10 protein-coding genes are annotated in these 9,484 nt (G+C 43.2%); 4 read left to right on the top strand and 6 right to left on the bottom strand.

Annotated features, from left to right (window positions below; translation table 11 throughout):
• The first annotated feature begins 266 nt into the window (after window positions 1-266).
• The gene (locus HYR79_12185; protein MBI1822457.1) at window positions 267-641 is read left to right on the top strand and encodes a hypothetical protein; all 375 of its coding nucleotides are present in this window, start codon (window positions 267-269) and stop codon (window positions 639-641) included.
• 142 nt (window positions 642-783) lie between these two features.
• Window positions 784-1,701 (top strand): branched-chain amino acid transaminase, encoded by a 918-nt coding sequence (locus HYR79_12190; GenBank protein ID MBI1822458.1) that lies wholly within the window; start codon window positions 784-786, stop codon window positions 1,699-1,701.
• 219 nt (window positions 1,702-1,920) lie between these two features.
• Here the strand turns inward: HYR79_12190 and HYR79_12195 are convergent, their stop codons facing one another.
• The gene (locus HYR79_12195) at window positions 1,921-2,202 is read right to left on the bottom strand and encodes a helix-turn-helix transcriptional regulator (protein ID MBI1822459.1); all 282 of its coding nucleotides are present in this window, start codon (window positions 2,200-2,202) and stop codon (window positions 1,921-1,923) included.
• A 587-nt stretch (window positions 2,203-2,789) separates the two neighbouring features.
• Between HYR79_12195 and HYR79_12200 the strand changes: the two genes are divergently transcribed.
• Both HYR79_12200 and HYR79_12205 read left to right on the top strand, forming a co-directional pair.
• Complete coding sequence (locus HYR79_12200) at window positions 2,790-3,485, top strand: hypothetical protein (protein MBI1822460.1); 696 nt, start codon at window positions 2,790-2,792, stop codon at window positions 3,483-3,485.
• 79 nt (window positions 3,486-3,564) lie between these two features.
• Window positions 3,565-6,420, top strand: a complete 2,856-nt coding sequence (locus tag HYR79_12205) for a PD40 domain-containing protein (GenBank protein ID MBI1822461.1) — start codon at window positions 3,565-3,567, stop codon at window positions 6,418-6,420.
• On the opposite strand, the gene HYR79_12210 is transcribed toward HYR79_12205, so the two are convergent.
• From HYR79_12210 to thiL, 5 genes are all read right to left on the bottom strand, one after another.
• Window positions 6,417-6,602, bottom strand: a complete 186-nt coding sequence (locus tag HYR79_12210) for a hypothetical protein (GenBank protein MBI1822462.1) — start codon at window positions 6,600-6,602, stop codon at window positions 6,417-6,419. The two genes, HYR79_12205 and HYR79_12210, sit on opposite strands and share 4 nt — an antisense overlap.
• Window positions 6,603-6,746: 144 nt before the next feature.
• Window positions 6,747-6,932 (bottom strand): DUF2384 domain-containing protein, encoded by a 186-nt coding sequence (locus HYR79_12215; protein MBI1822463.1) that lies wholly within the window; start codon window positions 6,930-6,932, stop codon window positions 6,747-6,749.
• A 12-nt stretch (window positions 6,933-6,944) separates the two neighbouring features.
• A complete protein-coding gene (locus tag HYR79_12220; GenBank protein ID MBI1822464.1) occupies window positions 6,945-7,610 on the bottom strand; it encodes an OmpA family protein in 666 nt (221 codons plus the stop codon).
• A gap of 76 nt (window positions 7,611-7,686) precedes the next feature.
• Entirely contained in the window at window positions 7,687-8,142 is a 456-nt protein-coding gene (locus tag HYR79_12225; GenBank protein ID MBI1822465.1) for a DUF2062 domain-containing protein, read from the bottom strand.
• Window positions 8,139-9,161: a thiamine-phosphate kinase gene (gene thiL / locus HYR79_12230; protein ID MBI1822466.1), complete on the bottom strand. Its 1,023-nt coding sequence runs from the start codon at window positions 9,159-9,161 to the stop codon at window positions 8,139-8,141. Before thiL ends, HYR79_12225 begins: the two co-directional genes overlap by 4 nt.
• Between the last annotated feature and the right edge of the window lie 323 nt (window positions 9,162-9,484).

Raw genomic sequence — 9,484 nt, forward strand, 5'->3', positions numbered from 1 at the left:
CTTTACTAGCATTGTTTTCCTTCCTCTGCCTTAAGTGTTCTCTTCGCAAAAGTAAACATCTTAATACAGTTCTGGAAAACAATGCTCTTTTATTTCTATCCCTTCCCTTTATTTACCCATAGATTCTGGAGAATAGGCAAAAAGATAAACGCAGCTAAAGCTCTTCCGATCAGAGTTAAGAAAGGGTTCATTTGTCCTCCTTTTTAAAAGGTTTTTGGGTTTTTAAATTCTTTTGTTGCCTATAAGGATATGCTATATTGGAGATCATGAAGGTGTCAAAATATATTTTCAGCGGTTTGGTTTTGTTTTCTTCAATTTTGACTTGCTCATCCATTTTTGCTGAAGATACGCCTACGACGATCGGGGCTTCTAAAATTACCATTTTGGCCCCAAAACCTGGGGAAAAAATACCTGCGAGCCAGGAGGTCTTGTTAAGTTATCAACTGGTTCACGGTCTGCGCGATAATGGGGATCATATCCATGTTTTCCTTGATGGCGAAGGTCAAGGAACGACTAAACGGTCGCCCAGGTCGTTGGGAAAATTACCGCCTGGAAAGCATACCGTGACTTTAAAAGTGTCCAATCGCGACCACGATACGGTCCATATAGAGACGACGGTCGAATTTGAAGTCTCACCCTGAATCTCTATAAAAGTGAAGCATCTGGCTTTGCCAGTGACGGACTTGGGAATGGTCGTAGTTAGACCGAGCGAAACATGGGGTTCGGGGGCATTGAAAGTGTTCTTCTCGAAGGCCCCTGAATATAATAGATGGAGTTTTTATTATGTTAAAAGAAACAAAGTTTATCTGGATGGATGGAAAATTAATTCCCTGGCAAGACGCGAAAGTCCATGTGTTGACCCACGCGCTTCATTATGGCCTGGGTGTTTTTGAAGGGATCCGTTGTTATAAAAGCGGTCAGGGAAGTGTTATTTTCAGGCTCCAGGACCATATCGAACGGCTTTTTCAATCTGCTCACATTACCCGGATGAAGATTCCTTTCAGTCAAAAAGAAATTGTCGATGCAACGGTGGAAACGGTAAAAACCAATCAACTTGAAGAAGGGTATATTCGTCCCCTCGCTTTTATAGGATATGGGGAAATGGGCCTTTATGTTAAAAATAACCCGATTCAGGTGATAATTGCCGCCTGGCCCTGGGGGACCTATCTTGGAGACGAAGGAATTAAAAACGGGATTCGCGTAAAAATTTCTTCTTTAACCCGGCATCACGTCAATGTCAGCATGACCCGGGCAAAAGTGACCGGTTATTATGTGAATTCCCAATTGGCCAAGCTGGAAGCGAAGGAGCTGGGGTTTGATGAGGCGTTATTACTCGATCCCGATGGATATGTGGCCGAAGGTCCCGGAGAAAATATCTTTATGGTCCGAAAGGGAGAACTTAAAACCGTTCCTCTCACGTCAATCCTTGATGGAATTACCAGAAACTCCGTCATTTCTCTGGCAAAGGAAAACCATATTCCGTTTAGAGAAGAACGGTTCACCCGGGACGAGCTGTATATTGCCGACGAAGCTTTTTTTACCGGAACCGCCGCGGAAATTACGCCGATTCGTGAAGTGGATGGACGGCAAATCGGTGAGGGCAAACCGGGCCCCGTGACCAAAAAGCTGCAGGACCAGTTTTTTGGTATTGTGAGAGGAACCAGTAAAACCCACCCAGAATGGCTCACTCCGGTTCGTTGATCAAAGGTTATCTTCAAAATAGCCTGCTCGTCGCACGGTCCGAGAGGGATCTTCATATTTGAATTTTAGAGCTTACCGCTATGAACTGCTGAAACGAGAAGTGTATTCCTGCCTGGTTTTTGATGAGTTCACCTGCTAATCAATGAAAAGACGGCATGACAAAATCTAAGGATAGCTGGTACAAATCTGGGGCGAATTCTATAACCTAAGGGGAAATCGTCAAGCAGCTCGTTCAATTTCTTTGGCATCATACTCTGGAAACATAATGACGGCCGGATGCACTCCGAAAGCCTTTGCCAGTTGCTCCGCGCGTTTTTTCCCTATTTCTATCTTCTCGTTCTCCAAAAGGCTAAGATTCGGCGCATTGATTCCAGAGTGTTTGGCCAAGTCTACTTGAGTCCAGCCTTTTAACTCTCGTAACATGCGAATCACTTCACCTGTTTTAAGAAATGTATGTGATTTTGCAGGTTTAAAGTCGGTCTGACTGTGGTGTTTCATCATTTCTCCTAATACTCATGGGGTGTGATTTCTAAAATAAGAACTGTCACATTTTCTTTTTCAACAAGATAGATTACCCTGTATTGCAGGTTCAAACGTGACGAACGCTGCCCCTTTCGAGTGCCTTTTAATGCCTCGTCATGAAAACCCGGGAATTCTCTTAATTTTAGTGGGCCATGCCTAAATATAATATTCTTCCACAGCTCATATTTCTTAACCACTTCAGTCGGCAGTTTTCGGCATGTCTTTTCAATGATGCGATGTTCTTTGATGCGCCACATTATTGACTATAATAACTTATCAAATATAATAAGTCAATCTTGTAAGGATTTGAGATTGTTTGATTCCGGATGGAAGCTACACTATTTCTGAAATGCACGGGTCAGGTCACTGCGGAGTTCAGGAAGTATCTAGGGGAAGCTAAATCTTACAAGTACATTTTGGGGAGTCTTTTCTAGAATCCTACATTTCAAACCCTGGCCCCTTCATTTTAATCAATAAACAACAATAGATTTGACTTTTTCTTTATATGTCATTAAATTGATAGCGACATTGATTCAAAGTAAACTCTTATTATATGCGAGGATTCTATGACTAAGGTGAAATTATTTTTATTATTAACTCTGATCACGGTTTTTACTTCCGGTTGTTCCCACGCTCTTCGCATTACCAACAAGGATAACTTTTTTACCCCTCCGCCAATTCCAGCTCGGGAGTCCATTAAAATAGGTATTATGTCGGGCAATTCGGCTAATAAAGATGATTCAAGATATGTCCTCGCAATTATTCAGTCGTTACAAAATCAATCCGGTGGCATGATTGAAAAGGTCATCTATCCTTTTAATCCTGCCGTTCACCAGGGTCAGGCCGACATGTTGTTAGATATATCCATTGCTCCAAAATATTCAGGGAAAACAAGTAATTTCTTTGTCAACTGGCCTGGTTTTTTAATTTGGGCGCCAGCGATCTGGGGTTATGGTTATCAAGCCGACATCAACACGACAATCAATATCCAAAACTTGAAAACCACAAATGCTAAACAAATTACCGTACCCACAACCTTTGAATTTCGCGAAGCCGAAATCGATCGGACATGGACCGAACTCGGTTGGCTGGAAGTAAGCCTGATTCCCTTTTTTGGAGGTTTTGCCTTTACCCAATATGACCCTGATGTTACCGATGATTTTATAACAAAAGTGTCGCCCACCTATGGACCCTTTGTAACGAGTAAAATTCTTGAGGCCATACCGGAAGTCAACGGGAACAAAAAACCGGAGTCTCAATAATTAAAATCCATTGTTTTTCTTAAAAAATTGGCCCCGCTTTTATAAATTAAATTTATGCAGGATCATTATATTATCTATAATGGTTCTCACCACTGGATGTGCAATCAGTTTCAGGGGGGGGACTAAACTCGACCCCTCCCTTTCGTGGAACCTCATTAAAACAGGCCACTTTCAGGTCTATTTTCATGAAAGAGAGGAGGTTCAAGCTAAAAAAGCGGCCCTCATAGCCGAAGAAATCCACGCGCTCCTTGTTGAAAAACTAAAATGGCCCCCTCCTTCTGAGAAAACGCATCTCATTCTTTTAGACAGCATTGACAGTCCTTTTGGCGCAACCATTCCCATTCCGCATAACACGATATATATTTCTCTAACTCCCCCTCCCGCCAGTCCAATTCCTTTTTTAGTCGGATACGATGAATGGTTGAGGGAGGTTATCGCTCATGAATATATGCATATTCTCCATCTTGACATGAATGGTGGGACTTCCGCGGTTATTCGAAAAATCTTTGGCCGGGAACCTTTTCCCTTATTGGTTTTCAATGGCGCTTTCCCAAATTTGTTACAACCCGATTGGTTAATTGAAGGATTGGCTACCTATGAAGAAAGCGCCATTGGCGTAAGCGACCGACGAGACAATGCTTATATTGAAATGGTTCTTCGGATGGCTGTTCTTGAAAATAATTTTCCAACATTAGATCAGGCCGGGGGAAAAGACAGCTGGCCCGGAAATCAGATCCAGTATCTGTTTGGAGCCAGATTTTATGATTACCTTGCGAAAAGATTCGGCGAAAAGGTATTAATTGATTTGGCCCGGGAATATAGCCAAAAAGTAGTCCCTTTTTTTGTAGATTCAAGCGCGCGAATTATTCTTGGACAATCTTATTCATCTCTGTGGAACCAGTGGAGAGAAGAATTAACAAGAAATTTTCAGAAAAAAAAGATTTCCCTTGAAACGCTCGGAATTTCCAACCTGACTCCAATTACACAAAGAGGAGATTACAACCTGGGACCCAGGATAAGCCCTGATGGCATTTCTCTGGTTTATACGTCGGTTAATAAAGACGACTACCCGTCATTACACCTGAAAAACCTCCGGTCCGGTTCTGACCGCGAGTTAGCTCCGAGAAATTTAGGATTTAGCTCTTCCTGGTCCAGGGACGGAAAGAAACTGGCATTTGCTCAACTGGAAATTTTCCGGAATTATTCTGAATTTAACGATTTATACCTCTATGACTTTCAAAAAAGGAATCTGAAACGGTTAACTTTCGGAAAAAGATTAAGAGACCCCGATTTTAATCCGGATGGAAGGAGTCTGGTAGCAGTCGAAAACCAAACCGGCGAAAATAGATTAGTTCTATTTTCCCTCGGTTCAGGCTTGATTGAACCTGTTACCTGGCTGGATTCAAATATGATTTTCAGCCATCCTCGATGGTCTCCTGACGGTCATTCTATCGTTGTCTCGGGATGGAAAAATGGATTAAACGGTCTCTATCTCGTTAATTTGGAAATTAAGGAGATCATTCCGTTGATTCAGGATCGCTTCATGTTCCTGACTCCGACATGGTCTCCTGACGGAAAGAAAATTCTTTTTTCCAGCGATAAAACCGGTATCTATAACATTTTCTCATACAACATTGAGACCAAAGAAATGTCTCAGATTACCAATCTTCTGGGAGGGGGATTTACACCTGAGGTTTCCACTGATGGCCGTGAAATAATTCTGTCGGCTTATCATAGTCGGGGTTTTGACCTTTATAAAATAAAATGGGCCAAAGAAAACCCTCAGAAATTTGAAAAAATATTTTCTGATAATATATCAAAATCAGATTCTTCAACGCCCCTGGCAGGAATTTCGTTCGAGTCTTATTCCCCCTGGCCTACTCTCCTTCCGCGATTTTGGATTCCAATTGCAGGGGGTGATGAATCGGGTCTCCAACTGGGAGGCACGACAGCCGGATCCGACATATTGGGACGACATCGGTACGATCTTTCCGCGTTATATGGGTTCTTATCACACCGGCCTGCCGGCTCATTTCAATATGAAAACAACTCATTTTACCCTACTATTCATGCCGGACTGTCATATATGCCCATTATTTATCCCGATCTCCTGACCGATTTACAAGGGCATCAGTTGGATTACTGGGAAAACAAAGTCAGGGCAGAATTCGATATTTCATATTCATGGAACTTTTTAAAAAGCTCAAACACGTTAAAGGGAGGTTATTTTACTGAGACTTTTTCCGCTCTTTCAACCGTTCCCATGGGAATACAACCTCCAGAAACAGGAGTCATAAAAAGTTTACGCTCCTCATGGCAATTAAACACCTCAAAAGAATTTGCCTTTTCGATCAGCCCGGAAAACGGTCGGCACCTTCAGATACAGTATGACTGGTTGAGTCATCAAATTGGGAGTGATTTCAATCAAAACCGCTTTATCGCGGGATGGTATGAATATATCCATTTTTTCTTTCCTCATCACGTGCTTGCCACCCGGTTGACGGGCGCTTTTGCAACTGGAGATCACTTGGTCTATAGATCTTTTCAGGTGGGGGGGCCTGATTTTACAGAAGAAATTATCGAACCTGACCAAACAAATTTCTTTCTCAGAGGTTATCCCATCAGGCAACTTCGTGGAAATAAAGCATTGATTGGGTCCATTGAATATCGATTCCCAATATATAATATTGAACGCGGATACCGATCATGGCCGTTCTTCTTAAACAGAACGCATGGCGCTCTGTTTTTTGATATAGGAAATGCCTGGGATCGGGAAACCGCCCTGCCGGATTTCCGAAGAGGATTTGGAGCAGAAATTAAAATGGATATGACTTTCTCCTATCTTGTTCCACTCAGGCTACGGCTCGGAGTCGGAAGAGGGGCTGATTCTGACGGGATCACTCAATTTTATTTTATGACAGGAAATAGTTTTTAATTCATGGTGGACATTTGAAGTTTCGAAAACCATTGCTGGTCGGCAATATCCTGCGTAACAAATGAGGGACCACCGCGCAATCCTATTCCCCATTTATTCATTAAACTTTCTGCCTTCACCGTCGGATCAAAACTAATTAAAGTGAGAATAAAGATGAATAAAGTCCTGAGCAGAGAATTCATTAAAATTTCCTTTGCCAAAGTCAAGTTAAAGTCTCCTAGATTCACGCCATTCTTGGGACGCCATGATCGTTGGGTCAGCGTTTTCTATTCTTAAGGGACCGTATGTGTTCTGGTTTTCCTCCTGCAAATTCTGGGGACACCTACTTATTTCTGTTCTACAATTTCAATCCGCCCAAGAAGGTCCATAACACTTTCGGCTCTAAACTCGGTATCGAGAAGGCTCAATGGAGCTTGGTTTCTTAAAGCGCAGTTGGGATGTTTAAGCCAGTCAATTGCCAAATCTTGTTTCTCAAACACTTCAACTGCGCGCCGAACTACCCGGGCAAGAATGTTGTCATATCTTTATTTTTGTTCTTTTTGGGCTTCTGAAACCAGATCATCGTTCGGGACAATATGCAGTTCGACCCGTCTGTTTTGAGCCCTTCCATCCGCCGTGCTGTTGTCCGCGGCGGGATTTTCACTTCCAAATCCCCTTGCTGTTATACGATTCGATTTAACCCCGTTGTTAATCAGAGAAAATTCCACCGCTTTTGCCCTGTTTTCTGATAAGTCCTGATTGTTCTTTGAGGATCCTGTGCTGTCCGTATACCCCGCGACGGTAATATCTGTTTTCGGATATCTCCTCAGGACATCGGCGATTTTGCTTAACGAATTTTTAGATTCGGGTTTTAATTCCGCTTTGTTGACGTCAAAAAGAATTTTGTCCTTCATCGTCACGATAATTCCATCTTCGGTTCTCTGGGTCTCCGCGACCTTTTCCAATTCAGCGGCTTGTTTATCCATATAGTTCCCTATTAATCCGCCTCCAAGGGCTCCGACCAGACCCCCGATTAACGCCCCCTGACCTGCTTTTCCACTCTGGCTTCCGATTAAACCACCAACGGCCGCTCCGCCAAGGGCTCCAAGGAGGGTTCCTTTTTTGGCCCGGGCATTGTCCCCTTCGGTCGCGCATCCGATGAAGAAAACGACAATCAAAAAACTGGTTAAGACTTTAAAAATCTGTTTCATGCGAGAACTCTCCTTATGTTTGATGTTATTGAATGATTCTTACGAGACCATCATTCTTAATATGATGGTTCCCAGGCTAAACTTCAAGGTCCAATCTCGACTTTCGAAATTGGCGTATAAAATAATAGGTAATAAAATATGAGATCACGGCAAAAAAAATCCCCATGAGAGTTGTCCCCAGAAAAAATGGACCGATATAGGGTTTTAAATTTTCAATAAAACCAAAGAAAGTAAGATGCTGCCACGAGACTTGTGGAAAAACTGAAGCGCCGCCGTAGAGATAAACTCCAAACCAGAGGCACCCGCCGTAAAGGGGGGTAAAGGTCCAGGGATTGTTGACAAACGCACCGATAATCAACGCCACAGGATTTAAACGAAAAAGCCATGCCACGAGTACCACCATGAGGGTGTGAAAGCCCAAAATAGGGGAAAAAGCAATAAAAACACCAACGGAAAAAGCCAAAGCGATTTTTTTTGGTGAATCATTAAGGTTCAACAATTCTTTAATTTTAAGTTTTATTTTAGCAATCATGGTTGATTTTGATGGGATGTAAAATGTTCATAACCTCTTATCTTTATTTTTATTTCTTTTCCGGATTGATCGAAGTACCGAATCCCTCTTTTTGAGGTAATTTTTCCTATCGGTTTTGCTATGATTTTTCTGCCGGCGATCAGGTCTTCAATCCGGCTTACCTTTTTCGGTGAAACGGTAAACAGCAGTTCAAAATCTTCTCCGCCTGAAAGGGCGTATCGATGAGGGTTCTTTCTCATTTTTTTCCCATAGGCGACCAGAGAAGGGGAAAGGGGCAGCTCATCGACCCGGATGTCTGCTCCGACATGACTGGCCTCCGTCAGGTTTAAAAGATCTGTGGAAAGTCCGTCGGAGATGTCTATCATAGCCGTCGCCAGCCTCTCCTCGCTTAATAATTGACCTTCGTGAATCCTTGGACATGGCGCAAGATGCCGTGCCATCAAAAACCTGCTTTCGGAGTTTATTTTAGAGAAAGAGGGTTTCTTTTTCAAGAGTTCAAACCCTGCCGTGGAATCTCCTATCGTGCCCGTCACGAATATCAAATCTCCGGGAGAGGCTCCATTGCGCAAGACAGCGCAACGGGGTTTAATTTCTCCCGCCAGCGTTAAACCAATCATCAGAACGGGGGCTTCGGACAGGTCCCCTCCAATTAAATCAACATGATTTTTTTTTCCTGTGTTTTTCAAGCCCCTGAAAATTTCCATGATCTTCGAAACAGGGGTGCGGGAGGGGATTCCCAGGGTTAATAAATAATATTTGGGATAAGCTCCCATAGCGGCCAGATCACTCAAGTTGGCCGAAAGGGCTTTCTCGCCGATTTGGCAATACGTCGTATACCCCAGATTAAAATCAATGTTTTCTACCAGGGTATCGGTTGTGTAAACCAGATGCCATCCTTTTCGAGGTTCGACCACAGCCGCATCGTCGCCGATTCCGACACGAAGATAGGACGGCCGGGAGCCAAACATTTTAGAAATTTTTTTTAAAAGGTTTCTTTCTCCTAATTTCGAAACACGCATTTTTCAAAAACCTGACCGTTGAGAAGACCCAGGTGCAAGGCCGCAGAATCGAGGCGACGGAGGCGTACGGAGTAAGTACGTTGAGGAAGCCGAGAATCGAGAACGCAGCAGATGGGCTCTTATCAACGGATCAGAACTAGTAGTTAGTTTCATTAAAATATAGACCATTACTTTCGGACCTGCTATCATAGGGAGGCTTGTGACCACCACCCCTTTGAAGGAGGCTCGAATGCCCTGGAGCACACAGAAATCGCCCTTGACGTTGAATGCCGAACAACAGGAACATCTCAAAACATTGGCCCAATCCCGGACGGCTCCGCTCC

It is taken from the genome of Nitrospirota bacterium, assembly GCA_016178585.1.
In the GTDB taxonomy this organism is placed as follows: domain Bacteria; phylum Nitrospirota; class Nitrospiria; order JACQBW01; family JACQBW01; genus JACOTA01.